This is a genomic window from Streptomyces sp. NPDC000134, assembly GCF_042899225.1.
GTDB lineage: Bacteria > Actinomycetota > Actinomycetes > Streptomycetales > Streptomycetaceae > Streptomyces.
The window spans coordinates 108,013-133,081 of record NZ_JBIAZN010000015.1; the positions used below are offsets into that span (position 1 = coordinate 108,013).

General features: G+C 74.3%; 24 protein-coding genes. 10 read left to right on the plus strand and 14 right to left on the minus strand.

All coding sequences use genetic code 11. From position 1 onward, the window contains the following. The first annotated feature begins 220 nt into the window (after positions 1 to 220). The gene (locus ACFY32_RS22905; protein WP_359201786.1) at positions 221 to 637 is read left to right on the plus strand and encodes a zinc ribbon domain-containing protein; all 417 of its coding nucleotides are present in this window, start codon (positions 221 to 223) and stop codon (positions 635 to 637) included. Between the two features lie 19 nt (positions 638 to 656). On the opposite strand, the gene ACFY32_RS22910 is transcribed toward ACFY32_RS22905, so the two are convergent. The 4 genes from ACFY32_RS22910 to ACFY32_RS22925 all read right to left on the minus strand — a co-directional run bounded on the left by ACFY32_RS22910 (position 657) and on the right by ACFY32_RS22925 (position 3,966). Next, a complete protein-coding gene (locus ACFY32_RS22910; RefSeq protein WP_359201784.1) occupies positions 657 to 1,061 on the minus strand; it encodes a PPOX class F420-dependent oxidoreductase in 405 nt (134 codons plus the stop codon). A 52-nt stretch (positions 1,062 to 1,113) separates the two neighbouring features. Further along, the gene (locus tag ACFY32_RS22915) at positions 1,114 to 2,262 is read right to left on the minus strand and encodes a MalY/PatB family protein (protein WP_390675113.1); all 1,149 of its coding nucleotides are present in this window, start codon (positions 2,260 to 2,262) and stop codon (positions 1,114 to 1,116) included. Between the two features lie 254 nt (positions 2,263 to 2,516). Beyond that, positions 2,517 to 2,702 (minus strand): hypothetical protein, encoded by a 186-nt coding sequence (locus tag ACFY32_RS22920; protein ID WP_190204398.1) that lies wholly within the window; start codon positions 2,700 to 2,702, stop codon positions 2,517 to 2,519. Positions 2,703 to 2,802: 100 nt separating this feature from the next. Then, a complete protein-coding gene (locus ACFY32_RS22925; protein WP_390675114.1) occupies positions 2,803 to 3,966 on the minus strand; it encodes an ROK family protein in 1,164 nt (387 codons plus the stop codon). Between the two features lie 151 nt (positions 3,967 to 4,117). Here ACFY32_RS22925 and ACFY32_RS22930 point away from each other — a divergent pair, with 151 nt between their 5' ends. Both ACFY32_RS22930 and ACFY32_RS22935 read left to right on the plus strand, forming a co-directional pair. After that, entirely contained in the window at positions 4,118 to 5,320 is a 1,203-nt protein-coding gene (locus tag ACFY32_RS22930; RefSeq protein WP_390675159.1) for a Gfo/Idh/MocA family protein, read from the plus strand. 33 nt (positions 5,321 to 5,353) lie between these two features. Further along, complete coding sequence (locus ACFY32_RS22935) at positions 5,354 to 5,893, plus strand: hypothetical protein (RefSeq protein WP_359201775.1); 540 nt, start codon at positions 5,354 to 5,356, stop codon at positions 5,891 to 5,893. On the opposite strand, the gene ACFY32_RS22940 is transcribed toward ACFY32_RS22935, so the two are convergent. The 3 genes from ACFY32_RS22940 to ACFY32_RS22950 all read right to left on the minus strand — a co-directional run bounded on the left by ACFY32_RS22940 (position 5,877) and on the right by ACFY32_RS22950 (position 8,647). Beyond that, positions 5,877 to 6,791: an SDR family oxidoreductase gene (locus ACFY32_RS22940; protein WP_390675160.1), complete on the minus strand. Its 915-nt coding sequence runs from the start codon at positions 6,789 to 6,791 to the stop codon at positions 5,877 to 5,879. The genes ACFY32_RS22935 and ACFY32_RS22940 overlap by 17 nt on opposite strands. A gap of 138 nt (positions 6,792 to 6,929) precedes the next feature. Beyond that, positions 6,930 to 7,559: an MBL fold metallo-hydrolase gene (locus ACFY32_RS22945; RefSeq protein WP_359201773.1), complete on the minus strand. Its 630-nt coding sequence runs from the start codon at positions 7,557 to 7,559 to the stop codon at positions 6,930 to 6,932. Beyond that, the gene (locus tag ACFY32_RS22950) at positions 7,559 to 8,647 is read right to left on the minus strand and encodes an S-(hydroxymethyl)mycothiol dehydrogenase (RefSeq protein ID WP_359201771.1); all 1,089 of its coding nucleotides are present in this window, start codon (positions 8,645 to 8,647) and stop codon (positions 7,559 to 7,561) included. The genes ACFY32_RS22945 and ACFY32_RS22950 overlap by 1 nt, the downstream gene beginning before the upstream one ends. A 118-nt stretch (positions 8,648 to 8,765) precedes the next feature. Between ACFY32_RS22950 and ACFY32_RS22955 the strand changes: the two genes are divergently transcribed. Beyond that, the gene (locus ACFY32_RS22955) at positions 8,766 to 10,520 is read left to right on the plus strand and encodes an ABC transporter ATP-binding protein (RefSeq protein WP_390675115.1); all 1,755 of its coding nucleotides are present in this window, start codon (positions 8,766 to 8,768) and stop codon (positions 10,518 to 10,520) included. A gap of 48 nt (positions 10,521 to 10,568) precedes the next feature. Here the strand turns inward: ACFY32_RS22955 and ACFY32_RS22960 are convergent, their stop codons facing one another. Further along, positions 10,569 to 11,069 (minus strand): metallophosphoesterase, encoded by a 501-nt coding sequence (locus ACFY32_RS22960; RefSeq protein ID WP_359201767.1) that lies wholly within the window; start codon positions 11,067 to 11,069, stop codon positions 10,569 to 10,571. 99 nt (positions 11,070 to 11,168) lie between these two features. Here ACFY32_RS22960 and ACFY32_RS22965 point away from each other — a divergent pair, with 99 nt between their 5' ends. From ACFY32_RS22965 to rfbC, 4 genes are all read left to right on the plus strand, one after another. Then, a complete protein-coding gene (locus ACFY32_RS22965; RefSeq protein ID WP_359201765.1) occupies positions 11,169 to 11,624 on the plus strand; it encodes a MarR family transcriptional regulator in 456 nt (151 codons plus the stop codon). A 76-nt stretch (positions 11,625 to 11,700) separates the two neighbouring features. Continuing rightward, entirely contained in the window at positions 11,701 to 12,285 is a 585-nt protein-coding gene (locus ACFY32_RS22970) for a hydrolase (protein ID WP_359201763.1), read from the plus strand. Between the two features lie 127 nt (positions 12,286 to 12,412). Then, the gene (locus tag ACFY32_RS22975; RefSeq protein WP_359201761.1) at positions 12,413 to 14,347 is read left to right on the plus strand and encodes a glycosyltransferase family 2 protein; all 1,935 of its coding nucleotides are present in this window, start codon (positions 12,413 to 12,415) and stop codon (positions 14,345 to 14,347) included. A gap of 2 nt (positions 14,348 to 14,349) precedes the next feature. Further along, on the plus strand, positions 14,350 to 14,946 hold the full coding sequence (gene rfbC / locus ACFY32_RS22980; protein WP_359201816.1) for a dTDP-4-dehydrorhamnose 3,5-epimerase: 597 nt from the start codon (positions 14,350 to 14,352) through the stop codon (positions 14,944 to 14,946). Here the strand turns inward: rfbC and ACFY32_RS22985 are convergent. From ACFY32_RS22985 to ACFY32_RS23010, 6 genes are all read right to left on the minus strand, one after another. Further along, positions 14,943 to 15,746 carry a class I SAM-dependent methyltransferase gene (locus ACFY32_RS22985; RefSeq protein WP_359201759.1) on the minus strand — a complete coding sequence of 268 codons (804 nt, stop codon included), beginning with the start codon at positions 15,744 to 15,746 and terminating at the stop codon, positions 14,943 to 14,945. The two genes, rfbC and ACFY32_RS22985, sit on opposite strands and share 4 nt — an antisense overlap. Continuing rightward, positions 15,743 to 16,615, minus strand: a complete 873-nt coding sequence (rfbD, locus tag ACFY32_RS22990) for a dTDP-4-dehydrorhamnose reductase (protein WP_390675116.1) — start codon at positions 16,613 to 16,615, stop codon at positions 15,743 to 15,745. The genes ACFY32_RS22985 and rfbD overlap by 4 nt, the downstream gene beginning before the upstream one ends. Then, positions 16,612 to 17,592, minus strand: a complete 981-nt coding sequence (gene rfbB / locus ACFY32_RS22995; protein WP_359201755.1) for a dTDP-glucose 4,6-dehydratase — start codon at positions 17,590 to 17,592, stop codon at positions 16,612 to 16,614. The genes rfbD and rfbB overlap by 4 nt, the downstream gene beginning before the upstream one ends. Continuing rightward, positions 17,589 to 18,656 carry a glucose-1-phosphate thymidylyltransferase gene (locus ACFY32_RS23000; RefSeq protein ID WP_390675117.1) on the minus strand — a complete coding sequence of 356 codons (1,068 nt, stop codon included), beginning with the start codon at positions 18,654 to 18,656 and terminating at the stop codon, positions 17,589 to 17,591. Before ACFY32_RS23000 ends, rfbB begins: the two co-directional genes overlap by 4 nt. Before the next feature lie 186 nt (positions 18,657 to 18,842). Further along, a complete protein-coding gene (locus tag ACFY32_RS23005; protein WP_359201753.1) occupies positions 18,843 to 19,022 on the minus strand; it encodes a hypothetical protein in 180 nt (59 codons plus the stop codon). Between the two features lie 74 nt (positions 19,023 to 19,096). Next, positions 19,097 to 21,598, minus strand: coding sequence for a SpoIIE family protein phosphatase (locus ACFY32_RS23010; RefSeq protein ID WP_390675118.1), 2,502 nt, complete (start codon positions 21,596 to 21,598; stop codon positions 19,097 to 19,099). Positions 21,599 to 21,723: 125 nt separating this feature from the next. Between ACFY32_RS23010 and ACFY32_RS23015 the strand changes: the two genes are divergently transcribed. Together ACFY32_RS23015 and ACFY32_RS23020 are read left to right on the plus strand one after the other, a co-directional pair. After that, complete coding sequence (locus ACFY32_RS23015) at positions 21,724 to 23,862, plus strand: SpoIIE family protein phosphatase (protein ID WP_359201749.1); 2,139 nt, start codon at positions 21,724 to 21,726, stop codon at positions 23,860 to 23,862. A gap of 155 nt (positions 23,863 to 24,017) precedes the next feature. Further along, positions 24,018 to 25,028: a Ppx/GppA family phosphatase gene (locus ACFY32_RS23020; protein ID WP_390675119.1), complete on the plus strand. Its 1,011-nt coding sequence runs from the start codon at positions 24,018 to 24,020 to the stop codon at positions 25,026 to 25,028. Positions 25,029 to 25,069 lie beyond the last annotated feature (41 nt).

Genomic DNA, 25,069 nt, shown 5'->3' on the forward strand with positions numbered 1-25,069 from the left:
GGAAACGATCGTAGCGGGGGACCCGGTTCCCTCCCGGCCGTGCACTGAGTGCCACCGGAGTTCCGGCCACCGGCCGCCCCGGGATGATACGCAGTGCCTTTACGGGTGTCACTCAGTGCCATACGCTGAGTGCCGTGCACGGTGGCACGACTCACCGCGCACCCGCGTGCCCGGTGACCGCGCACGCGGGTTTCCGGCCGAGTGCAGGGAGTTGACCAGCGTGTACCACCACTCAGGAAGCGCCGCTCAGCAGGCCGTCGGCTCCGCGACGGGCGTCCTGGAACCGGGGGCCCCGGACCCCGAGCAGGGCATCCTCTTCCAGCGCTGCACCTGGTGCGGCACCGCCATGTACCACCGGGTGCTGTGTCCGGTCTGCCGGGGCAGCGATCTGCGTACGGAGCGCAGCAAGGGCACGGGCACGGTGCGGCACTCCACCGTGGTGCACCGCAACACGCCTCTCGCGCGCAATGTCTCGCTGATCGAGATGGCCGAGGGCTTCGTGGTGCGCGGCCGGGTGATGGGCCCGCTCATCGGCATCCACAGCGGGGACCGGGTGCGGCTGTCGACGGTGAAGGACCCGGTGCGGGGCGAGCCGGTCTTCCAGTTGGTCGACGAGCCGTACCGCGCCTGGACCTGACGGCCGGCCCGACGGACGGTCAGGTGCGGTCGGTGCTGGACTCGTTCAGTGCGAGGCGGATGCCGACCGTGCCGTTCAGGCCCCGGCGCAGCCTGCTGCCGAGCAGGGTGAGCCGGCCGGCCAGTCCGTACTTGCGGACGATGAGGGCGCGGTAGCGGGCGACGGTCGCCTGGTCGCCGATCTCGGCGGTCGCGGGCCGCTGGTCGCCGGTCGGGTTGCCGCGCAGGTCGCAGGGGCCGATCAGGACGTCGGCGCGGTTGCGGACGCGTTTGACCTTCCCGGAGTCGGCGACGGTCCAGACGCCGAGCGTGTCGCCGTCCCGGACCACCCACACCGGGGTGGCGACCGGGGTGCCGTTCTTCCGGAAGGTGGTCAGCAGCAGGTACTTGCCCGCGCCGAGCCGGGCCAGCGACGCCTCGTCCATGGTCAGGGAGTCTAGGCCCGCCCGTGCCGCGGGACGAGAGGGCCCGTGCGGTTCAGGACACGGCGGCGGCCATTCTGCGCACCGCCTCCGCGAGCACCTCGGGCGAGGTGGCCAGGTTGAGCCGGGCGTGCCCGGCGCCGCCGGTGCCGAAGTCGGTGCCGGGGCTGAGCGCCACCCGGCCCCGCCGCAGGAAGACCTCCGCGGGGTCGTCGCCGAGGCCGAGGGCGCGGCAGTCCAGCCAAGCCAGGTACGTCGCCTCGCCGGCGCGGTGCACGACGCCGGGGAGCCGCTCGGCCAGCAGGCCGGTGAGCAGCCGCCGGTTCTCCTCCAGCCCGGCGAGCAGGGCGTCGAGCCAGGCGGTGCCGTCGCGCAGGGCGGCGGTGTGGGCGAGGACGCCGACGTGGCTGGGTCCGTGGCCGACCTCCTCGGGCAGTCGGGCCAGGTCGGCGGCGGCGCCGGGTCCGGCGACGGCGAGGGCGGCCTTGAGCCCGGCGAGGTTCCAGCCCTTGGACGCCGACATCAGCGACAGTCCGCGCTCGGCGCCGGGCACGCTCAGGTAGGGGACGAACCGGGTGTCGCCGGTGACCAGCGGCGCGTGGATCTCGTCGGCGACCACCCGGACGCCGTACCGCTCGGCGAGGCGGGCGACGGCGGTGAGTTCCCCGGCGGTGTGCACGGTGCCCGTCGGGTTGTGCGGGCTGCACAGCAGGTAGGCGGCCCGGCCGCCGCCGGTGACGGAGCACCGGAAGGCGTCCTCCAGCGCGGCGGGGTCCAGGCGCAGGTCGGGCCCGAGCGGGGCCTCGACGATCCGCCGGTCCATATGGGTCACGAACTGGAAGAACGGCGGATAGACGGGCGGGTTGACGATCACCGGGTCGCCGGGGCCGGTCACCAGCTTCAGCATCTCCACGACGCCCAGCATCACGTCGGGGACGATCGCCGTGCGGTCCACCGCGAGCCCGTCCCAGTCCCAGCGCTTGCCGGCGAAGGCGGCCAGCGCCTCGGCGTAGGCGGTGCCGGCGGCGTACCCGGTGTCGCCGCGTTCCATCGCCTCGGCGACGGCCCGCACCACCGGTTCGGCGAGCGGCACGTCCATCTCGGCCACCCACAGCGGCAGTACGTCCTCGGGGTAGGTGCGCCACTTCATGCTGGTGCGGCGCCTGAGGTCGTCGAGGGTGAGGACGCGCAGGGGGTTCGTCATGGGCCCACGATAGGGCGTGGGCGTGCCGAACGCCCGGGTGCCGAAGGCCGTATGGGAGACGGGTCGATCGACTCCCGCCGGACGCGGCGGTGTTGACGCCGCGGCCGGGAGGCCACGGGGGCGTGCGTACGGACGGCACGCCGAACGCGAAGTGGTGGCGCGACGGCCGGGGCAGCGAGGTGGGCGCCCGTCCGGGGACGTGCCCGGACGGGGGATGGGTGAGGCGACGAGAAGTCGGGGAGGCCGGACCGCCGTCAGGCGGCGCTCACCCGCTGCGGGGCCGCGGCGGCCCACTCCAGGACGAGCCGCTGGTATTCCTCGCGCTGCTCGACGCTCAGTGTCCCGCCCGACCGGCGCCACAGGGCCCGGATCTCCTCGTTGACCTCGTCAGCCGATCGCTCGGAAGAGGGCTCAACAGTGGTGGACATGCTGTGAAGCATACGGTGAGCCAGGTGAAGGCGCCGTGAGTAATCACGAGCTAAAGGGACATAACGGACCGTGTCTCTTGTCACGTCCATATGCCCCGGGCCGCAGGGGAGTTCAGGTTCGCGCCGCCCCCAGCACCAGCACCTGGATGGCGAGTACGGCGGCGCCGCGCGCCCAGTCGTGGAAGTCGGACACCTTGGTCTCCAGGTCGACCGGGGCGGCCAGCGGGTGCCGGTGGGCCCGCGCGGTCTCCCGCACGGTGTCGCCGGCGACGTCCATCAGGCCGACGCCCTCGCCCGCGAGCAGGATCTTCCGCGGCAGCACGAAGTTGGCGATCTGGGCCACCAGGACACCGAGGCCCCGCGCGGCCTCGCCGACGACCCGGGCGGCCAGGGGCTCCCCGGCCCCGGCGCGGGCGAGGATCTCCTCGTACGTGGCGTCCTCGCCGGTGGCGGCGCGCACCTGGCGGCGGATGCCGGGGATGGTCAGCAGGGTCGCGGCGCTGCCCCGCCGCCCGTCGGGGCCTAGCGGTCCGCTCGGGTCCAGGACCCAGTGGGTGCCGAACCCGCGGTCCTCCTCGGCGAAGGGCACCCGGCGGCCGCCGAGGACCAGTCCGTAGCCGATGCCCGCCCCGATGGTGAGGACGACGAAGCGGTCCAGGCCGCGCCCGGCGCCGAACCAGGTCTCGGCCTCGACCAGGGCGGCCACGTCGTTCTCGACGACGACCGGCAGTCCGGCGCGTCGCTCGACCAGCGCGGCCAGCGGCACGTCCCGCCAGCCGAGGAAGGCGGACTCGCCGACCACCGCCCGGTCCCGGACGAGTCCGCCGACGCCGATGCCGAGGCCGGCGATCCGGGGGTGGTCGCGGCGCAGCGTCCGGGCCATGTCCGCCAGCAGGTCGGCGACCGCCTCGGGGTCACGGGTGGCCAGGGGGCGGTCGTGGCGGGCGACGACGTCGCTGCGCAGGGTGGTGACGACGCCGTAGGCGGTGTCGGCGGTGAGCTTGACGCCGAGGAAGTGTCGGGAGTCGGCGACGACCGACAGGGGCTGCGAGGGACGGCCCTGGCGGGCCCCGGCCGGTGCGCCCGGTCCGTCGGCCTCCACGAGCAGGCCGGACTCGATCAGCGGCTTGGTGAGCCGGGTGAGGCTGCCGGGCGAGAGGGCGAGCCGGCGGGCGAGTTCGGTCCGGGACAGCGGTCCGTGGACCAGGACCTCGATCGCCACGGAACGCTCACCGGGACTCAGCGGCGGCCAGTCGGCGACGGCGCCTGCGGACACGGAAACCCTCCCTGTTTGTTTCGCCACGGAAGCAATCAGCGCCAGCATAAATCAGCCGGCGGGCCTTTTTCCGGCTCTTGACGCGGTAATTGTTCTGCGTCAAAAGTAAAACATGGCCATCCGATCCCCGACCAGTGAAGGGCACGCCTCCATGACGTTCTCCCTCGGCATCGTCGGTGCCGGCCAGTTCGCCGGCCAGTTCGCCCGGCTGTTCCACGCCCACCCCGGCGTCGGCGACGTGTACGTCACCGACCTGCTGCCCGAGCGGGCCGAGAAGCTGGTCGCCGCCGAGGGCCTGGCCGGAACCTTCCCGTCCTACGAGGCCATGCTGGCGTCCGGCGCGGTCGACGCCGTCGGCGTCTTCACCCAGCGCTGGACCCACGGTCCGCTGGTCCTCCAGGGGCTGGGCGCGGGCAAGCACGTGTACTCGGCGGTGCCCATGGCGGTCAGCGCCGAGGAGATCGCCGCCATCGTCGAGGCGGTCGAGGCGACCGGACTGACGTACATGATGGGCGAGACCAGTCACTACCACCCGGCGACCGTGCACGCCCGCGACCGGATCGCCGAGGGTGCCTTCGGGCGGGTCTTCTACGCCGAGGGCGACTACGTCCACGACATGGACCTGGGGTTCTACGACGCGTACCGGTACAGCGGCGGCGAGCGCTGGAAGGAGACCGCCAGTTTCCCGCCGCTGCTGTACCCGACGCACGCGGTGGGCGGTGTGCTGGGCGCCTGGCGGACCCGTGCCGTGAGCGTGTCGGCGATCGGGGTGACGGACCACCGCGGTGACGGCGTCTTCGACCGGTCGGTCAGCATGTTCGACAACGACGTGTCCAACGCGACGGCCCTGTTCGAGGTGGCCGGCGGCGGGGCGTTCCGCACCAACGAGTTCCGGCGGGTCGGCTACCCCTCGCACCTCCGGGAGTCCCGTTTCCGGTTCTTCGGCACGGAGGCGAGCCTGGAACAGCTCGCCACGGTGGCGCTGTGGCAGGACAAGAACGGGGTGGAGGACATCACCGGACTCCTCGAACCCGGACCGTCCCTCTCCCCCGACGACCCGTCCCTGGCGCACATCGCGCCCGAGCTGCGGCCCGCGTTCACCTCCGGGTCGGCGCCCGTCCACGACCGGTCGCGGCTCCCGGAGGTCTACGCGGAGATGGAGAACGGGCACGAGGGCAGCCACCACTTCCTCGCCGACGACTTCGTCCGGGCGGTCACCGACCGGACCCCGCCCCCCGTCAACGCCTGGGTGGCGGCCCGCTACACCCTGCCGGGCATCGTCGCCCACGCGTCGGCGCGGCAGGGCGGGGCCAGGCTGGCGATCCCGGACTTCGGGGAGCCGCCCGAGAGCTGACCCGGGCGGGACCGGGGCGGATACCGTGCCTCCATGTCCGAGTTCGTTCGACAACTGCCCGCGCTGATAGGCGTCGTCATCGGTGCGCTGGGTTCGTATCTGGCGGTGGTCCGCAGTGACCGGATGCGGCTGCGCCGGGAGACCGCCGCCCGCTGGGAGGAGCGCCGGCTCGCCGTCTACAGCGACTTCGCGCGGGCCCTGAAGCGGTCGGTGACACTGACCTACCGGGTCGCCGCCCACCTCGGCAACGACCCGCATCCGCACCCGCTGACACCCGAGGAGGCGGCGCCGCTGATGGCCGAGGCCGCCCAGGCCCGGGACCCCGCCGGGGAGGCACTGCTCCTGCTGGGCAGCACCGAGGTGGTGGAGCAGGCCCGGCTCTGGGTGTCGACGGCCATGGAGATGGAGCGGTTCCTGCGCGAGGGGACCCGGGACCCGGGCGCCTGGCAGGCCCTGCTGGAGCGGCAGCGGGCCGGCCGGGAGCGGTACTACGCGGCCGTACGGCAGGACCTGGCGCTGCCGCCGGGCCATCCGGCGCGCTGGCCGGTGCCGACCGTCAGCGATAGCCGGTGACGTCGGCGGGCTTGCCCGGGTCCTGGACCTCGACGATATAGCGCCAGGCGTCCGGGCTGCTGCCGTCCAGGTCGGTGAAGCCGTACTCCCGGGCGAGGCCGCCGCTGGACAGGGAGCGGCCGTTGAAGCGGCTCACCCCGGGGTCGGCGGCGAGCGCGGCGACGGCGCGGCCGACATAGCGGGGTGTCTCGGAGATGGTGAAGTGCGGGTCCTTCGCCAGGGCGTCGCGCCAGGTGTCCTCGGTGACTTCGAAGTGGTCCAGCATGATCTCGGAGCGGAGCCAGCCCGGGGTGAGGGCGACGGCGGTGGCGCCGCGCGGCCCGAGTTCGTGGCCGAGGGCGAACCCCATGCGCAGTACGGCGGTCTTGGCGAGGTCGTAGAAGAACGAGACGCGGTAGTGGTCGCGGTTGTAGTCGGCGGTGCCGTCGGTGACCTCGACGACCAGGCCGCCGGGGCGGCGCAGCAGCAGGGGCAGGGCGTGGTGGCTGGTGATCGCGTGCGTCTCGACGGCGAGCCGGAGCAGCCGCAGGCCCTTGTCGAGGTCGTGCTCCCAGACGGGCGCCTCCCAGTCGAACAGCGACTCGCCGCCCCAGATGTCGTTGACCAGGACGTCCAGGCGGTCCTGTTCCCGGGCGATCCGGTCGACCACCGCCCGCACCTGCTCCGGGTCCAGATGGTCGGCGGGTACGGCGATGCCGTGGCCGCCGGCCGCGGTGACCAGCTCGGCGGTCTCCTCGATGGTCTCGGGCCGGTCGTACTCCGAGCGCCGGGCCCGGGTGCTGCGGCCGGTGACGTACACGGTGGCGCCCGCGGCGCCCAGTTCGACGGCGATGCCCCGTCCGGCGCCCCGGGTCGCCCCCGCGACCAGTGCGACCTTGCCCGTGAGCGGTGCTGACATGTCCGGCCTCCCGTAGTCCTCGTGTTCCTGGTCGAGGGTGCCCGGGAAGCCGGACATCTTCTGTCGCCTTTTCCGGGGTCTTTTTTCCGGCGCCCTGTCCGGCGTCCTTCTCTTCGGCCGTCCGGGGGTCGTCGGCGGTCAGTGGCCGCGGGCGATCCACTCCTCCAGGTGGGGGGCCTCGGCGCCGATGGTGGTCGGGTCGCCGTGGCCGGTGAGGACCTCGGTGCCGGCCGGGAGGGTGAGCAGCTTGCCGCGGATCGAGTCGATGATCGTCGGGAAGTGCGAGAAGGAGCGGCCGGTGGCGCCGGGCCCGCCCTGGAAGAGGGTGTCGCCGGTGAAGACGGCGCCCAGGCCGGGGTCGTACAGGCAGACGGCGCCCGGCGCGTGCCCCGGGGTGTGCAGCACCGTCAGGTCCGCGCCGGCCGCCTCGATCACCTGGCCGTCGGCCAGCCAGGCGTCGGGGTCGCGGTCGGGGTGGGTGCGCCGCCACAGGGGCAGGTCGTCGGGGTGCAGCCAGATGACGGCGCCGGTGCGCTCGGCGAGGGCCGGGGCGGCGTCGATGTGGTCGTTGTGGGCGTGGGTGCACACGATGGCGGTCAGCCGGCGGTCCCCGACGGCCTCGGCGATGGCGTCGGCGTCGTGGGCCGCGTCGATGACGATCACCTCGTGGTCGTCGCCGACCAGCCAGACGTTGTTGTCGACGTCCCAGGTGCCGCCGTCGAGGCTGAACTGCCCGGAGGTGACGAGGCGTTCGATGCGGGCGGCCATCACAGCACCACCACCGAACGCAGCACGTCACCGGCGTGCATCCGCTCGAAGGCGGTCTCCACCTCGTCCAGGCGGATCGTCTCGGTGACGAACTTGCCGAGGTCCAGGCGGCCCTGGAGGTGCAGGTCGACCAGCATCGGGAAGTCCCGGGAGGGCAGGCAGTCGCCGTACCAGGAGGACTTCAGCGCCCCGCCGCGCCCGAAGACGTCCAGGAGGGGCAGTTCGAGCTTCATCTCCGGGGTGGGGACGCCGACGAGGACGACCGTGCCGGCCAGGTCCCGGGCGTAGAACGCCTGCCGGTAGGTCTCGGGGCGGCCGACCGCCTCGATGACGACGTCGGCGCCGAATCCGCCGGTCAGCTCGCGGATCGCCTCGACGGGGTCGGTCTCACGGGAGTTGACGGTGTGGGTGGCGCCCATCGACCGGGCGGTCTCCAGCTTGCGGTCGTCGATGTCCACCGCGATCACCTTGGCCGCGCCCGCCAGGTACGACCCGGCGATCGCCGCGTCGCCGACGCCGCCGCAGCCGATGACGGCGACGGTGTCGCCCCGGCCCACGTTGCCGGTGTTGATGGCGGCGCCGATGCCGGCCATCACGCCGCAGCCCAGCAGCCCGGCCACCTGCGGGGCGACCGCCGGGTCCACCTTGGTGCACTGCCCGGCCGCGACGAGGGTCTTCTCGGCGAAGGCGCCGATGCCCAGAGCCGGGGACAGCTCCTGCCCGGTGGCGGCGAGGGTCATCTTCTGCTCGGCGTTGTGGGTGTCGAAGCAGTACCAGGGCCGCCCGCGCAGACAGGCCCGGCACTTCCCGCACACCGCGCGCCAGTTGAGGATCACGAAGTCGCCGGGGGCGACGTCGGTGACACCGGCGCCCACCGACTCCACCACGCCCGCCGCCTCGTGGCCGAGCAGGAACGGGAAGTCGTCGCTGATGCCGCCCTGCTTGTAGTGCAGGTCGGTGTGGCAGACCCCGCAGGCCTGGACGCGGACCACGGCCTCGCCCGGACCCGGATCGGGCACGACGATCGTCTCGATCCGCACCGGCTCGTCCTTGCCCGGTGCGATCACGCCGCGTACTTCCTGCGCCATGGTGCTGACCCTTTCCTCGGCCGCTGTCCGTCTTCGCTGTCGACCCTACGCGCAACCGATCGGTAAGGGATCGCCGACGTAGCCTGGGGCGATCCGCCGACCCGCGTGAAGGAGCACCGTGACGACGACCGCGCCCGAGCCCGGCCCGCCGCCCTGGAGGCTGCTGCTGGGCCACGTACGGCCGCACCGCCGGGCCCTGCTGGGCGGCGCGGTGCTCTCGCTGCTCACCGGGGCGGCCGGGCTGCTGCTGCCGCTGGTGGCCCGGGGACTGATCGACGACCTGTCGCACGACCGGGCCGTCGCCGGCGCGCTGGTCGCCATGACGGCACTGGTCGTGGTCAACGCGGTGCTGGGCGCGCTCGGTTCCTATGTGCTGCGGCGCACCGCCGAGTCGGTGGTCCTCGGCGCGCGCCGCGCCCTGTCCTCGTATCTGCTGCGGCTGCGGATCACCGCCGTGGACCGCACCGAGCCGGGCGACCTGATGGCCCGGATCACCTCCGACACCACCCTGCTGCGCACGGTCACCACCGAGTCCCTGGTGGGGTTCGCCACCGGCGGGCTCACGCTGGTGGCGACGATCGTGATGATGGGCCTGGTCGACGCGGTGCTGCTCGGGGTCACCGTGCTGGTGATCGCGGGCGCGGGCGTGGTGATCGGGCTGATCGCGCCGCGCATCCACCGGGCGAGCAAGCAGGCCCAGCAGGCCGTCGGGGTGATGGGCGCGGCCCTGGAGCGGGTCCTCGGGGCGCTGCGCACGGTGAAGGCGTCGGGCGCCGAAGACCGTGAGGAGCGGACGCTGCACGAGGCCGCCGAGGAGTCCTGGCGGCAGGGGCTGCGCGCCGCCAAGTGGTCGGCGGCGGCCGGCACCACCGCGGGCCTGGCCCTCCAGGTCGCCTTCGTCACCGTGCTCGCGGTGGGCGGGGCGCGGGTGGCCACCGGCGCGGTCGACATCGGCACGCTGGTCGCGTTCCTGCTGTACGTCTTCTTCCTGATCTCCCCGCTCCAGCAGGTCATCGGCGCGGTCACCCAGTACCAGACGGGCGCGGCGGCCCTGCTGCGGGTCCAGGAGGCGCTGCGCCTGCCCGCCGAGCCGCCGGTGCGCGCCGCCCCGCTCCCCTCCCCCGGCGCCGGACCGGCCGCCGTCGCCTTCCGCGACGTCCGCTTCCGGTACGCCGAGGACCTGCCGTACGTCCACCACGGCGTGACGTTCTCCGTGCCCGCCCGGGGCATGACGGCGTTCGTCGGCCCGTCCGGCGCGGGCAAGACGACCGTGTTCTCCCTCATCGAGCGGTTCTACGACCCCGAGTCCGGCGAGATAACCCTCGACGGGCGGAACGTGGCCGACTGGGAGCTGCCGCTGCTGCGCGCCGCGATCGGCTACGTCGAGCAGGACGCGCCGGTGCTGTCCGGCTCGCTGCGCGACAACCTGGTGCTCGGCAACCCCGGCGCCGACGAGGAGGCGATCGCCCGGGTGGTGAGGACGACCAGGCTGGACGGGCTGGTGGCCCGGCTGCCCGACGGCCTCGGCACGCTGGTCGGGCACCGCGGCACCAAGCTGTCGGGCGGTGAGCGGCAGCGCGTGGCGATCGCCCGCGCCCTGCTGCGCCGCCCCCGGCTGCTGCTCCTGGACGAGGCCACCTCGCAACTGGACGCGGTGAACGAGGCGGCGCTGCGCGACACCGTCGCCGAGGTGGCCCGCGGCACCACGGTGCTGGTCGTCGCGCACCGGCTGTCCACGGTGACGGCGGCCGACCGGATCGTGGTGATGGACGCCGGGCGGGTCCGCGCGGTCGGCACCCACCGGGAACTGGTCGGCGCCGACCCGCTGTACGCGGAGCTGGCGGCCACCCAGTTCCTCGCGGCCGGCGCCTGAGGGGACACCGGCCGGCGTCCGGGCCGCGGCGCGGGCGGCGCCGGGAGCCTAGCGGCGGGGCAGCCGGTGGAGTTCGACCTCGTCGAGCCGCCCGTCGGCGACCGTCGCGGTCAGGTACGTGCAGTACGGCTGGCGGCGGCGGTCGGTCGGCGATCCGGGGTTGAGCAGCCGCAGGCCGCTGCCGGCGGTGGTGTCCCAGGGGATGTGGCTGTGCCCGAAGACCAGCACGTCCAGGCCGGGGAAGCGGGCCGCGCAGCGGGCCTCGCGGCCCTGGGCGGGGCCGGTCTCGTGGACCACGCCGAAGCGCAGGCCGCCGAGGTCGGCGTACGCCACCTCCGGCAGCCTGGCCCGCAGCTCCGGTCCGTCGTTGTTGCCGTACACCGCGACGAGCCGGCGGCTGCGGCTCTCCAGCAGGTCCAGGGTGGCCGCGTCCACCCAGTCCCCCGCGTGGAACACCACGTCGGCGCGGGGCAGCTCGGCCAGCAGCGGGGCGGGCAGCTCCCGGGCGCGCTTGGGCAGGTGGGTGTCGGACATCAGCAGCAGGCGCACCGGGCCAGCGTAACCGCGCATCCGGGCGGTGACCGGACGGACGGGCGGGATGGACAGTCCCGACTGGACAGTCTTACCTGTCGATTTTAGGGTGAGGGCGTGGACAGCGAAACGCCCGCCGACGGCATCTCCGACTCCGCCGCCCGCGCCGCGCACGAGCTGCGGGTGGTGTTCAGCCGGCTGCGCCGCCGCATCCGCGAGGTCGGCCGGGACGACGACCTCACCCCCTCGCAGGTCTCGGCGCTCACCCTGGCCGCCAAGCACGGCGCCGCGACGGCGAGCGCGCTGGCGTCCGCCGAGGGCGTCCGCCCGCAGTCGATGGCGGCGACGCTCGCCGCGCTCGAACAGCGGGGGCTGATCCACCGGAGCCCCGACCCCGACGACGGCCGCCGGCAGCTCGTCACCCTCACCGCGCCGGGCCGCGCCCGCGTCGACGGCGACCGGCGGGTCCGCGAGGAGTGGCTGGCCCGCGCCCTCCAGGACCGCTGCACCGAGCAGGAGCGGCACACCGTCCTGGACGCGCTCGCCCTGCTGGAGCGGCTGACCCGGCCCTGACGCCCCCCCTCCCCCACGATCACGTCCGGAACACCCTCCGGCCGCCCCCCCACCGCACCACCGAAAGGCCCGCCCCGTGGCTCTCACCGCCCTCGACCCCCGTACCGCCCTCGTCGTCATCGACCTCCAGGCCGGCATCGTCGCCGCGCCCACCGTGCCGTACCCCGCCGCCGACGTCGTCGCCCGCACCGTCGAGCTGGCCGACGCCTTCCGGGCCCGGGACCTGCCCGTGGTGCTGGTCCGGGTCTCCTTCGCGGGCGACGGCGCCGACGCCGTGCCCGGCCGCACCGAGGCCGGCGGCGCGGGCGGCACCCGGCCCGCCGGCTGGGACGCCGTCGTGGCCGAACTGGCCGGGCACCCCGGCGACATCACCGTCACCAAGCACAACTGGGGCGCCTTCCACGGCACCGACCTCGACGTGCAGTTGCGCCGCCGGGGTGTCACCCAGATCGTGCTCACCGGCATCGCCACCAGCATCGGCGTGGAGTCCACCGCCCGCGCCGCGCACGAGCACGGCTACCACGTCACCCTCGTCACCGACGCCATGAGCGACCTGGACGCCGAGACCCACGACAACAGCGTGCGGCGGATCTTCCCGCGGCTCGGCGAGACCGGCGGCACCGCCGAACTCCTGGAGCTGCTTGCCCGGACGCACGGCTGACGGCACCTCACAACACGGTCTCGACCCCGGGCCGGGGGCGGCGGCCCGGGGCGGTCGGGTTAGCATCGGGCCCACCCTCGCGACACCAGCACGTGAACGGCAACAGACCCAGGGGGGCCCAAGCCCGATGCCGGTCAAGGTCAGCGTCATCGTTCCCGTCTACAACCCCGGGACCTACATCGAGGACTGCATCGCCTCGCTCCAGCGGCAGTCGCTGCCTCCGGAGGAGTACGAGGTGGTCTTCGTCGACGACGGCTCCACCGACGCCACCCCGGCCCGGCTCGACGCGCTCGCCGCCGAGGACCCCCGGATGCGGGTCATCCACCAGGAGAACTCCGGCTGGTCCGGCAGACCCCGCAACGTCGGCATCGCCGCCGCCCGGGGCGAGTACGTCATGTTCGTCGACAACGACGACTACCTGGGCGACGCCGCCTTGGAACGGATGTACGACTACGGGGTGGCCAACGGGGCGGACGTCGTCGTCGGCAAGATGGCCGGCAAGGGCCGTCCGGTGCCGGTGGAGCTGTTCCGCCGCAACCACCCGCGCGCCACCCTCGCCAACGCCCCGCTGATCGACAGCCTCACCCCGCACAAGATGGTCCGCCGGGAGTTCCTGGAGCGGACCGGGCTGCGGTTCCCCGAGGGCCGGCGGCGCCTGGAGGACCACGTCTTCGTGACGGAGGCGTACCTGCGCGCCGAGAACATCTCGGTGCTCAGCGACTACGTCTGCTACTACCACGTCAAACGGGACGACGCCGGCAACGCCGGCTTCCAGCGCTTCGACCCGGTCGGCTACTTCGCCAACCTGCGCGAGGCCCTCGACGTGGTCGAGAAGTACACCGAGCCGGGGGCGCTGCGCGACCGGCTGTTCCGGCGCTGGCTGCGCAACGAGATGGTGGAACGGCTGCGCGGCAGGCGGCTGCTGGCACTGCCCGACGACTACCGCCGCGAACTGTTCGGGGAGATCCACAAGATCGTCGTGGAGCGCTTCGGGCCCGGGGTGGCCGCCGCGCTCCAGCCCACCCAGCAGGTCGTCGCCGCGCTGACCGCCGCCGACCGGTACGAGGACGTCGTCGCGTTCGCCGAGTGGGAGGCGGCCATCGCGCCCCGCACCACGCCCAGGGCGGTGAGCTGGCGGGACGGGGCGCTGCGGATCGAGTTCACCGCCGAGTACGCCTCGGCCGGGCAGCCGATGGCCTTCCCCGCCGACGCGGCCGCCACACCCCTGGACGGGCCGCCGGAGGACGTCGCCGAGGCGATCGCCTGGGTGAGCGCGCAGACCGCCGCCCGCTTCCCGGCGGCCACCGCCGACCTGCTGCTGCGCGAACGCGCCAGCGCCGCCCAGCACTTCCAGCCGGTGGACTTCACCCGCGAGGCCGTTCCCGCCGGCGAGGACGGACAGGTCCGGCTGACGCTGCGCGCCACCGCCACCGTCGACCCCGCCACGCTGCCCGGCACGGGCGTGTGGGACGCGGTGGCCCGGATCAAGCTGGGCGGCTGGACCAAGGAGTGCCGGCTCGGCCCGGTGCCGCCGGCCGGCCGGCCGGAGCCGGTCGCCGGCGTCGTCGCCGGACGCGAGGTCCTGCCGTACTGGACCACCCCGCACCGCAACCTCTCGCTGGACCACGCCGCCTCCCCCAGGCGGCTCGGGCTGCGCGGCGCCGACCTCGCGGTGACCGGCGACCGCTTCCGCGCCGGACTCCCGCTGTACGTGCCCGGCGACACCGAGGTGCTGCTGCGGCTCGCCTCGGCCGGCCGCGCCCTCGACGTGCCCGCCACCCTGTCCCCGACGCCCGACCCGGCGCGGTCCCGGCTCGCGGCCGTGCTGCCCGCCGCCGTGCTGGCCGGCGGGGTGTGGCGGACCGCGGTCTGCCTGGCCCCGGACGCCGCCGAACCCCGCTTCCACGCCCTGCCGGGGACCCTGAGCGTGGCGGGCGGCGTGGTGCGGGTGGGCCCGGCGCCCCGCCCCGGCCCGGCCCTGCGGGTGGCGCGCGGGGCCCGCAAGCTGCTCGGCGCCGTCGTCGCGAAGGCCGCCGCCCGGATCAGGAAAGCGAGGACATGAGGGTGCGATCACTGGGCATAGCCGGCTCCTGGGTACTGGAGCCCAAGGTGTTCCCCGACGACCGGGGCAGTTTCCACGAGTGGTACCGGGGCGCCGAGTTCCGCGAGGCCACCGGCTACGACCTGAGCCTCGCGCAGGCCAACTGCTCGGTCTCCCGGCGTGGCGTGCTGCGCGGGGTGCACTTTTCCGACGTACCGCCCGGCCAGGCCAAGTACATCACCTGTGTACGCGGCGCGGTCCTGGACGTGGTGGTGGACATCCGCACCGGCTCCCCCACCTTCGGGCAGTGGGAGGCGGTCCGCCTGGACGAGGACACCCGGCACGCGGTGTTCCTCGCCGAGGGGCTCGGACACGGCTTCATGGCGCTCACCGACGACGCGACGGTGGTGTACCTGTGCTCGACGGGGTACGCCCCCGGTCGTGAGCACGGGCTGCACCCGCTCGACCCGGACCTGGGCATCGACTGGCCCGGCGGCATCGAGCCGGTGCTGTCCGGGAAGGACGCCGCCGCGCCGTCGCTGGCCGAGGCGGAGCGGGCCGGGCTGCTGCCCTCGTACGCGGCCTGCTCCGCCCACTACGACCGGCTGCGCGGCCGCTAGCGGCTCACGCCGACCTGCTCCAGGGAGCGGCGCAGCGGCTCCCAGCCCTGGGCGCGGCCGAGGCCGAGGTTGCGGGCCTTGACGAGGCGGCCCCAGAACCCGGCCTCCAGCAGGGCCCGGGGCGGCACCGCCCCGGCCCGCTCCAGGATGGACTCGGGGACCTTCTGCGGGTCCTCGACCAGGTACTCCGCCATGATCTCGTCGTACTTGTCCTGGAGCACGGTGTTGCCCGGGTCGGCGCCGAAGACCACCAACTGGCCGGTGGGCTGGGTGTCGACCAGGACGGTCACCAGGTCGGGCCGGTACCGGTTCAGCACCTCGGTGATCTTGTAGACGTCGCCGGTCCAGGCGCCGGTGTGGCGGTCCCGGGCGGCCTCGTCGGTATTGCGCGGCAGCATGTCGTCCAGGACGATCACGCTGGCCCAGTCGGAGTGCTTCTCGACGTTGATGAAGTCGCGCAGCGCGTACTCGAACAGGTGCATGCCGTCGATGAAGGACAGGTCCAGCGTGGTGCGGCGCCAGTAGCCGACCGGGGAGCGGCCCCGGCGCAGGTTGCGCAGCGGGTGCCGGCCGCCCTTGAGGTGTCCCAGCGGGTTGTCCCGGGCGAAGAAGTCGTCGCTGGTGGCCTTCACCAGGTGGACGTCGCAGCGCAGCTCCGTGACGACCTTGAAGGCGGGGTCGACCGCGATGCTGGGCACCCTGGAAAGGGTCAGGCTGCGGCCGTCGTTGACGCCGATCTCCAGGTAGTTGCGGTTGGCGCTGACCTTGTGCAGTTCCCGCAGGAACTCATGGCGTTTCAACTGGACTCCTTGCGAATACGGGGAAGTGCCTCGTGCAGGGCGGAACGCCAGTCGCGGGGCGCGGGCAGGCCGGTCGGCCGCCAGCGGTCGTGTGCGAGGGCGCTGTACGCGGGGCGGGGCGCGGGCCGGGGGAAGGCCGCGCTGCCGGTGGGGCGCACCCGGTCCGGGTCGGCGCCGATCAGGGCGAAGACCTCCCGGGCCAGCCCGTACCAGGTCGTCTGGCCGGCGGCGGTGGCGTGGAAGACGCCGGTGGCGCCGCGGCCGACCAGCGGGCCGAGGCCGGCGAGACGGGCGGCGACGTCCGCGCTCCAGGTGGGCTGGCCGTGCTGGTCGTCCACGACGTCGACGGTGTCGCGGCGGCCCTCCAGCTCGATCATGGTGCGGACGAAGCTGCGGCCGTGTTCGCCGTAGAGCCAGGCGGTGCGCACCACGGCGCTCGCGTGCGGGAGTTCCTCCAGCACGGCCCGCTCGCCGGCGAGCTTGGTGCGGCCGTAGGCGGTGCGCGGGGCCGGGGGGTGGTCCTCCGGGTAGGGCCCGGCGTCGCGGTCGCCGGCGAAGACGTAGTCGGTGGAGACGTGCAGCAGCCGGGCGCCGTGTGCGGCGCAGGTGCGGGCGAGCAGCCGGGGGCCCTCGCCGTTGATCTCCAGGGCGCGGGCCTCGTCGGTCTCGGCGTCGTCGACGGCCGTGTACGCGGCGCAGTTGACCACCAGGTCGGGGCGGTGTCCGGCGAACGCGGCCTCCAGGGCGGCGGGTTCGGTGATGTCCAGGTCGGTGCGGCCGGCGGCGACCACGTCCTCGCCGCGCCGGGTCAGCTCCGCGACGACGTCCCGGCCGAGCATGCCGCCCGCGCCGGTGACCAGCCACCTCACTTCGGCTCCCCGGTGACGCGCCGCTTCAGCGGCTCCCACCAGGCGCGGTTGTCCCGGTACCAGGCGACGGTGTCGGCGAGGCCGGTGGTGAAGTCGCGCCGGGGGCGGTAGCCGAGTTCGTCGCGGGCCTTGGACCAGTCGACGGAGTAGCGCAGGTCGTGGCCCTTGCGGTCCTCGACGTGCTCGACCATGTCCCAGCCGGCGCCGCACGCCTCCAGCAGCAGGCCGGTGAGTTCCCGGTTGCTCAGCTCGGTGCCGCCGCCGATGTTGTAGACCTCGCCGGGGCGGCCCTTGGTGCGCACCAGGTCGATGCCGTGGCAGTGGTCCTCCACGTGCAGCCAGTCCCGTACGTTGAGCCCCTCGCCGTAGAGGGGGACCTTCCGGCCGTCGAGGAGGTTGGTGACGAACAGCGGGACGACCTTCTCGGGGAACTGGTGCGGGCCGTAGTTGTTGGAGCACCGGGTGACGCGGACGTCGAGGCCGTGGGTGCGGTGGTAGGCCAGCGCGAGCAGGTCGGAGGAGGCCTTGGACGCCGAGTAGGGCGAGTTGGGCTGGAGGGGGTGGGTCTCGGGCCAGGAGCCGGAGTCGATGGAGCCGTACACCTCGTCGGTGGAGATGTGCACGAAGGTGCCCACGCCGTGCCGCAGCGCCGCGTCCAGCAGGGTCTGGGTGCCGGCCACGTTGGTGCGGACGAAGTCGGCGGCGCCCGCGATGGAGCGGTCCACGTGGGACTCGGCGGCGAAGTGCACCACCTGGTCGGCGTCGGCCATCAGCTTGTCGACGAGGTCGGCGTCGCATATGTCGCCCTGGACGAACTCCAGGCGGGGATGGCCGGGTTCCAGGTTGGTGAGGGTGCCGGCGTAGGTGAGCTTGTCCAGCACGGTGACGCGCGGCGCCCCGGCGGCGTCGTCGTCGAGCAGCATGCGGACGTAGCGGGAGCCGATGAACCCGGCGGCGCCGGTGACGAGGAGGTTCATGAGTGGATCTGCACCTTGCTGTGGTCTCCGAGGACGAGTCGGTGGGCGCTGGGCACACTGGGTGCCGGGGTCACTTCCACGTGCCGGCCGATCAGCGACGCCTCGATCCGGCCCACCCCGAGGATCGAGGAGTCGCGCAGCACGATGGAGAACTCCAGTTCGCTGTCGGTGATCCGGCAGTTCTCCGCGATGGAGGTGAAGGGTCCCACGTAGGAGTCGGTGACCACGGTGCCGGCGCCGATGACGACGGGTCCGACGACGCGGGAGCGCTCGACGCGTGCGCCGGGCTCCAGCACGACCCGGCCTATGCACTCGGACGCGGAGTCCACCTCGCCGTCGATGCGGCGCTCCATGCCTTCCAGGACGGTCCGGTTCACCTCCAGCATGTCGCCGACGTTACCGGTGTCCTTCCAGTAGCCCTTGACGACCGTGCAGCGGACGTCGGCGCGGGCGTCGATGAGGTGCTGGATGGCGTGGGTGATCTCCAACTCGCCGCGCCAGGACGGCTCGATGGCGCGCACCGCCTCGTGGATGGCGGGTGTGAACAGGTAGACGCCGACCAGCGCCAGGTCGCTCTTGGGCTTGCGGGGTTTCTCCTCCAGGCCGACGACCTGCCCCGACGCGTCGAGTTCGGCGACGCCGAAGGAGCGCGGGTCGGCGACCCGGGTCAGCAGGATCTGGGCGTCGGGGCGGTGGGTGCGGAACTCCTCGACGAGGTCGGTGATGCCGCCGACGATGAAGTTGTCCCCGAGGTACATGACGAAGTCCTCGTCACCCAGGTACTCGCGGGCGATCAGCACCGCGTGGGCCAGCCCCAGGGGGCGTTCCTGCGGGATGTAGGTGACCTTCAGGCCGAAGCGTGATCCGTCGCCGACCGCTTCCTCGATCTCCGCGGCGGTGTCACCGACGATCATGCCGACCTCGGTGATCCCGGCCTCGGCCAGGGACTCCAGTCCGTAGAACAGGACAGCTTTGTTGGCGACGGGGACGAGCTGCTTGGCCGAGGTGTGCGTGATGGGCCTCAGCCGGGTGCCCGCGCCGCCGGACAGCACCAGTGCCTTCATCTGGTTCACCCTACTGTCGATACGGGTGAACGGAACGTTAGTTGATGTGCCTGGGGATGACGACAGCGCGGCGACGATCGTCGCCGCGCTGTGGTGATGCGGGTGGCTCGGGTGGACCCGGGCTCCGGGGGGGCCGGTCCTCGCCTCGGGTCCGGTCCTCGCCCCGGTTTCAGTCTCGCCCCGGTTTCAGTCCTCGCCCCGGACGATGTTCGACTCCGGCACCGGCCTCGGGGTGCGCGCAGGGCCGGCGTCGTCGACGGCCGGTATCCAGGTGCGCAAGGCGCCCTCGGTGCGCCGCCGCCGGGCCTCGGACCAGCCCGTCTCGGGGCGGCGGAGGACGGTTTCGTCACGGGTGTCCGTGGTCACGGAACATCATCTTCCTTCTGCTCACGACTGGGGAGCGTGCCGGGTTCCCCGGTACGGACCCGGCCAAACCGGCCTCAGACGCCGAACTCGGCGGCACCGCTGCGGCCCTCCACGGGGATCTCGCTCCAGACCTGTTTGCCGCCGCTGACCGGCAGCGTGCCCCAGGCCGCCGACACCGCCTCGACCAGGAGGATGCCCCGGCCGCCGGTGGCCTCCCAGCCGATGCTGGTGGGCTTGACCGGGGTGCGCGGCGAGGCGTCGGCGACCGCGATCCGCAACTTGCCGCCGACCAGGGTGAGGTCGAGGCGGACCGGCCCGTCGGTGTGCACCAGGGCGTTGGTGACCAGCTCGGAGACGACCAGCAGCACGGCGTCGGCGCCGTCCGCCGCGACCCCCCAGGAGCGCAGGGTGCGCCGGGTGAAGCGGCGGGCGTGCCGCGCGGCCTCGGGGACCCGCCACACCGTCCAGCTCTCGCGCAGCGGGCGCAGCGCCATGCCGTCGTAGCGGACCAGCAGCAGGGCGACGTCGTCGCTGCGGCGGGCGTTGCCGAGCAACGCGTCGGCGACCAGCCCGAGATGGGCGGGGTCGGCGCCGGCCAGGGCGTGCGCGAAGTGCGCCATGCCCTCGTCGATGTCGGCGTCGGCGGACTCCACCAGGCCGTCGGTGGTCAGCGCGAGCAGGGTGCCGGGCGTCAGGCGCAGCGGGCTCATCGGGAACACCGCCTGGGCGACCACACCGAGCGGCGGGCCGCCCTCCGCCTCGGCGATCTCCGTCCGCCCGTCCGGCCGGCGCAGCACCGGCGGCAGATGCCCGGCCCGTACGCACCAGGCGAAGCCCTCCTCCATGTCCAGGTCGACGTAGGCGCAGGTGGCGAAGAGGTCGCCGCCCATGTCGGCGAGCAGCCGGTTGGCGCGGGCGACGACCACGTCGGGCGGGTGGCCCTCGACGGCGTAGGCGCGCAGGGCGGTGCGCATCTGCCCCATGAGGGTGGCGGCGGCGGCGCTGTGGCCCTGGACGTCGCCGATGACGAGGGCCACGTGGTTGTCGGGCAGCGGGATCACGTCGTACCAGTCGCCGCCCAGCTCCAGTCCGGCCGTGCTGGGCAGATAGCGGGCGACGGCGACCGCGCCCGGCAGGCCGGGCAGGCGGCGCGGCAGGAGCTGGCGCTGGAGCATGCCGACGAGTTCGTGCTCGGCGTCGAAGGCGTGGGCGCGGGTCAGGGCCTGCCCGGCCAGCCCGGCGGAGGCGGTGAGCAGGGCCCGCTCGTCGGGGCTGACGTCGTGCGGGGTGTCCCAGCCGATCAGACAGGCCCCGGCCGTCCGGTCGCCCGCGGGCAGCGGCAGCACGGCGAGCCCGCCGGGGCCGACCTCGGCGAGGGCGGGTTCGAGGGCGGTGGAGCCGGGCGGCCAGATCCGGGGCCGGCCCTCGCGCAGCACGGCGGCCAGGGTCGGCATGGCGCGCACCGGCGCGTCCGGCCACTCGGTGCGCCACTGCGTGCGCCACACCTCGGGCCACGCCTCGGGTTCGGGCGGGTCGAGGACGGTGACGACGAGCCGGTCGTTCTCCAGTTCCGCCAGCGCGATCCGGTCGGCGCGCAGCGGGCGGCGCAGCGCGGCGACCACGGCCCGGCCGACGTCGCGGACGGTGCCGGCGGTGGCCAGCGCGGCGGCCAGGCGCTGTACGCGGGCCACGTCGGTGACGTCGGAGCGCAGGGTGGAGGCGTCGGCGACGGTGCCGACGAGGCGGGCGGGCCGGCCCTCGCCGCCGGGCAGCAGCCGCCCGCTCAGCCGCAGCCACCTCGGCGGGCCGCCGGACCGCAGCACCCGGAACTCCAGCTCCCGGTCGCCGATGGACATGTGGTCGGCCTCCACCACGGACATCAGCGAGGGCAGGTCCTCGGGCACGGTCAGCCCGAGCAGGGTCTCGACCTTGCCGTCGAAGGCGTCCCGGTCCAGGCCGAACAGGCCGAGGACGTCGTCGCCGACCCGAATCCGGCCGGTGTCCATGGCCAGGCTGAACGCCCCCGGCGGCAGCTCGCCGCCGTCGGTGGCCCGGACCGGGGCGGGGCCGAGGACGGCCTCGGCGATCAGCGCCAGGCACGCCCGGTCGTCGGCGCCGAAGCCGTCCGGGCGTTCGGTGACGGCGAGCAGACAGCCGCCGGCCTCGCCGGGCAGGGGCAGCGCGGCCAGGGAGAAGTCGCCGGAGCGCACCCGGCGGGCGGCGGCCCGGCCGGCCAGTTCCGCCGGGCCCAGCCAGACCGGGCAGCGGGCGCGGTGGGCGGCGGCGACCGGGGAGCCGCCGGAGGCGTGGTAGAGGTCCCGGATGCCGTACAGCGTCCGGGGCACCCCCGCGGACTCGGCCAGGCAGAGCAGCCCGGGGTCCTGGCCGGGGGTGTAGACGGCGGCGAAGGCGGCGCCGGCGAAGACCAGGGCCTGTTCGAGGGTGCGGCGCAGCCGGTCGGCGGCGTCCGGTCCGGCCGCGACGGCCCTGAGGGCGCTTACGGCGCGCGGGGTTCTCGTTCCGCGTTCCAGGGCGCCCTCACTGCTCACGCCGCCATTACAGCGCGTACGGGACACCCGCGCAGCCCTTGTGGAGGTTCCCGGGCGGGTCGCGCCGGGGGCGGGGCGGCGCTCGCCGTGCGGGACGGGCCGCCAGGGGGGAGATTTGATTACCGGGGCCCGCCCGCGCGGCGTGCGAGGAGGTGGTCGGCGTGTCCGACGACGATCGGTCGTCCTCGCCGGTGCCGCCGGTCGACCGGCCGGTGCTGTCCCTGGCGCTGGCCTCGATGATGGAGGAGACCCGCGCCCACTCCGGCGCGGTGTACCTGCTGGCCGCGGACCCGCCGGTGCTGGAGATGGCGGTGATGGCGGGGCTGCCCCGGGCCTTCGCCGCGCCCTGGGAGCGGGTGACGCTCGGTGCCCGGGTGCCGGTCGCCGACGCGGTGCGGCGGCGGCAGTTGGTCTGGGTCGGCGGCGAGGAGGAGATGGCCCGCCGCTACCCCCGGGTCGCCGTGGTCGTCCCCTACCCGTTCGCGATGGCGGCGCTGCCGGTCGCCACGGAGAGCGCCGTGTACGGCGCGGTCTTCCTGACCTGGCCGGGCTGGCCTCCCCCGGGGCTGACCGACGGGGAGCGGGCGGGGCTGGTGTCGGCCTGCCGCCGGCTGGCGCTGCGCCTGGAGGGCGCCGCCGGAGCCGGCCTGCCCGTCCACCCCGAGCCCGATCTGCTGGCCGCCCCGACGGTGGGGGGCGTGGCCGGCACGCTCGGCTCGGCGGAGGCGGTGCGGATGGTGACGCGACTGCCGTACGGGCTGTGCTCGCTGGACCTGGACGGGAAGGTCGGCTTCGCCAACGCGGCGGCGGCCGAGCTGCTCGGCGTCCCCGCCGGCCGTCTCGTCGGCGTCCCGCTGTGGTCCGCGGTGCCCTGGCTGAACGACCCCGTCTACGAGGACCGGTATCGGGCCGCGCTGTTCAGCCAGCACACCACCTCGTTCACCGCGCTGCGGCCGCCCGGCGAGTGGCTGTCCTTCCGGCTGTATCCGAGCCGGACCGGGCTGAGCGTGCGGATCAGCCGGGCCCGGGGCGTGTCGCGGCCCGGCCGGCCGGTGCCGTCCGCGGCCGAGACGCCGTCCCGGCTGGTCAGCATCTCCAAGGTGGTGAGCCTGACCGGGGCGCTGTCCGAGGCGGTGGGCGTGCAGGACGTGGTGCAACTGGTCGCGGACGAGATCGCGCCGACCATGGGCAGCCAGGCGCTCGCCGTCCTCGGCTCGCGGGCCGGGCGGATGCACGTCCTCGGGCACCGCGGATACCCCGACGCGCGGGTCGTGGAGGAGTTCGACGGGATGCCGCTGACCGAGCCGACGCCCGGCGCGCAGGTGCTGCGCACGGGCGTGCCCGGGTTCTTCGAGTCCTGGGAGCAACTGCGGCGCCTGTACCCGGCGCGGCGGTCCTCGCCCGACGGCTTCGCGGCCTGGGCGTTCCTGCCGCTGATCGCCTCGGGCCGGCCGGTGGGCACCTGTGTCCTCGCCTACGACGCGCCGCACTCCTTCACCACCGACGAGCGGGCGGTGCTCACCAGTATGGCCGGGCTGGTCGCGCAGGCCCTGGACCGTGCGCTGCTGTACGACGCCAAGCAGCGACTGGCGCACGGGCTCCAGGCGGCGCTGCTGCCGCACTCGCTGCCGTCGGTGCCCGGCATCGAGGCGGCGGCCCGCTATCTGCCGGCCACCCGGGGCATGGACATCGGCGGCGACTTCTACGACCTGATCCCGGCCGGGGGCACCACGGTGGCCGTCATCGGGGACGTCCAGGGGCACAACGTGACGGCGGCCGGGCTGATGGGGCAGGTCCGTACCGCCGTGCGCGCCTACACGGCGGTCGGCCAGGAGCCCGAGGAGGTCATGCGCAGCACCAACCAACTGCTGATCGACCTGGGCACCGAGCTGTTCGTGAGCTGTCTGTACCTGCGTCTGGACCCGGGGCGGGGGCGGGCGGTGCTGGCCCGCGCCGGGCATCCGCCGCCGCTGCTGCGCGAACCCGACGGGCGGGTACGGGTGCCCGACCTGGCCGGGGGCCCGCTGCTGGGCATCGACGCCTCGGCCCGCTATCCGTGCACGGAGATCGACCTCGCCCCCGGCGCCCTGCTCGTCCTCTACACCGACGGCCTGGTGGAGTCCCCGGACACCGACTTCGACGACTCCCTGGCCGAGCTGGGCGAGCGGCTCGCCGAGGCGGGCGACCTGCCGCCGGCGGAGCTGGCCGACCGTCTGGTGCGCGACGAGGCGGACGCGGAGGAACGGCCCGACGACATCGCGCTGCTGCTGCTCCGGGCCCGGGGGGACTGAGCCCCCCCGGCTGCCGTCCGGACGGTGGCGTCCGGACGGCAGGAGGTACGCACCACCCGGCGCCGCCGTTCGAAGGGGCCGGCCGACGCCGGTCAGGAGCCGGTGCGGCGGGGCGGTCCGCGTTGCTCCGGGGTTATGTGGGTACCTGCGCCAGCATGCGAATCAGCGTGGTGGACGTGGGCTCGAAGACGGTACGGCTGGTGGTGGCGGACGCGGAGGGCGGCGTACCGCTGCCGGTGCACACGGCGAAGTGGCGGCTGCGCCTGTCCGAGGAGGTCAGACCGGGCGGCCCGATCCCCGAGGAGGCGGTCGAACGACTGGCCGAGGCGGTCGCGGAGGCGAGCCGGACGGCGACCCGCTGGGGCGCGGCCGGCCCGCTGGCCTTCGCGACCGCCGTGGTACGGGCCGCCCCGAACCGGCAGGAGGTGCTGGACACCGTCCGCGCCCGCACCGGCGTGGCGCTGTGCACCCTGCCGGGCGAGGTCGAGGCCGAGCTGACCTTCCTGGGCGCCCGGCGCTGGATGGGCTGGCGGTCGGGGCCGCTGGCGCTGATCGACATCGGCGGCGGCTCGCTGGAGGTCGCCTTCGGCCGGGGCCGGCTGCCCGACTTCGTGGCCTCGCTGCCGCTCGGCGCGGGACGGCTCACCCACGAGTTCTTCGACGGCGGTGCGGACCCGCCGCACCCGGAGCAGGTCAAGGCGCTGCGCCGCCGGGTCCGCCACCAGCTCCGGGACGTCGCGGCCCGGGTCCGCTGGGAGGGACCGCGCACCGCCGTGGGCACCTCCCGGACCTTCCAGCAGCTCGGCCGGCTGTGCGGGGCCGCGCCGGGACGCCACGGTCCGTTCGTGGACCGGCGGTTGCACTGCGACGACCTGCGGACGGCGATCGGCCGGCTGGCCGCCCTGCCCGCCGCCGAGCGGGCCGAGCTGCCCGGCATCTCCGCGCCCCGGGCCGCCCAGAGCCTGGCCGGCGCGGTGGTGGCGCACACGGCGATGAAGCTGACCGGCCTCGGGACGGTGACCATCTGCCCGTGGGCGATCCGCGAGGGCATCATGCTGCGCCACATCGAGGACGGCCCGTCCTGGTGGGCGGAGGTGATCCGCGGCAACGACGAGGCAGACCCCCCGGAACCGGTGCCGCTGCGCCTGGCCGGCACCAGGCACTGAACGCAGCGGCGACCGTACGTCACACCCGTACCAGAAAGGAG

Bases quoted from the DNA above. Each gene is read 5' to 3' on its own strand.
- ACFY32_RS22975 (WP_359201761.1), top strand. From the start codon at position 12,413: ATGCCGGTCAAGGTCAGCGTCATCGTTCCCGTCTACAACCCCGGGACC.
- ACFY32_RS22910 (WP_359201784.1), bottom strand. From the start codon at position 1,061: ATGGACGAGGCGTCGCTGGCCCGGCTCGGCGCGGGCAAGTACCTGCTG.
- ACFY32_RS22920 (WP_190204398.1), bottom strand. From the start codon at position 2,702: ATGCTTCACAGCATGTCCACCACTGTTGAGCCCTCTTCCGAGCGATCG.
- rfbB (WP_359201755.1), bottom strand. From the start codon at position 17,592: ATGAACCTCCTCGTCACCGGCGCCGCCGGGTTCATCGGCTCCCGCTAC.
- ACFY32_RS23020 (WP_390675119.1), top strand. From the start codon at position 24,018: ATGCGAATCAGCGTGGTGGACGTGGGCTCGAAGACGGTACGGCTGGTG.
- ACFY32_RS22935 (WP_359201775.1), top strand. From the start codon at position 5,354: ATGTCCGAGTTCGTTCGACAACTGCCCGCGCTGATAGGCGTCGTCATC.
- ACFY32_RS22950 (WP_359201771.1), bottom strand. From the start codon at position 8,647: ATGGCGCAGGAAGTACGCGGCGTGATCGCACCGGGCAAGGACGAGCCG.
- ACFY32_RS23000 (WP_390675117.1), bottom strand. From the start codon at position 18,656: ATGAAGGCACTGGTGCTGTCCGGCGGCGCGGGCACCCGGCTGAGGCCC.
- ACFY32_RS22945 (WP_359201773.1), bottom strand. From the start codon at position 7,559: ATGGCCGCCCGCATCGAACGCCTCGTCACCTCCGGGCAGTTCAGCCTC.
- ACFY32_RS22940 (WP_390675160.1), bottom strand. From the start codon at position 6,791: ATGTCAGCACCGCTCACGGGCAAGGTCGCACTGGTCGCGGGGGCGACC.
- ACFY32_RS22930 (WP_390675159.1), top strand. From the start codon at position 4,118: ATGACGTTCTCCCTCGGCATCGTCGGTGCCGGCCAGTTCGCCGGCCAG.
- ACFY32_RS22915 (WP_390675113.1), bottom strand. From the start codon at position 2,262: ATGACGAACCCCCTGCGCGTCCTCACCCTCGACGACCTCAGGCGCCGC.